Origin of the sequence: Streptomyces jumonjinensis (assembly GCF_009600885.1) — a bacterium.
Lineage (GTDB): Bacteria > Actinomycetota > Actinomycetes > Streptomycetales > Streptomycetaceae > Streptomyces > Streptomyces jumonjinensis.
Genome location: NZ_VCLA01000201.1, coordinates 87,410 through 87,935 on the forward strand (window position 1 = coordinate 87,410; position 526 = coordinate 87,935).

Consider the following 526-nt stretch of genomic DNA (forward strand, 5'->3'; position numbering starts at 1 on the left):
GGACGGCCCCTTCGGGGCGTGCACGACGAGCCCTGCGCGGCCGAGTCACCGGCTGCTTGCCGCGCCCGGCGCCGAGGGGGTGTGACCGTGCCCGAGCCCGTGTCCCGGCTGCTGGACTACCGGGTGGACGGCTACCTCCCGGCCGACGACCGCGTCGGGAACGACTTCGACTTCGTGACCATGACGGAGGAGGACTTCACCCCGCTGGCCGTTCACCACACCGACCGCGACAGCTATTTCCTCTTCCACAACGGCGCGGCGGTCTGGGGCGGCTCCGAGACTCCCCCGTACGTGGCGCTGCACATCACCCGTGACCTGGCCGAGGGCACCTTCCGGTTCGGCGCGAGCGCTCACTCCCTGGTGCCGCTGGGGCAGCGGTGGCTGATCGAGCGGGGCTGTCCGCCCGAGAGCGCCGTGGTGGTGCGCCCGGACGGGTCCCGTCCTTCCGATGCCCTCACCGCCGGTCTGGAGGGGCTGTTGCGGACCAATCCCGGGGGGCGGTACGAGGTCCTGCGCCACGTCAACC

The 526-nt window shown here is 72.4% G+C and carries 1 pseudogene; it reads left to right on the top strand.

Annotated features, from left to right (window positions below):
• Positions 1-87: 87 nt before the first annotated feature.
• Positions 88-526: pseudogene (locus FF041_RS35980) on the top strand (hypothetical protein); the annotation flags it as partial.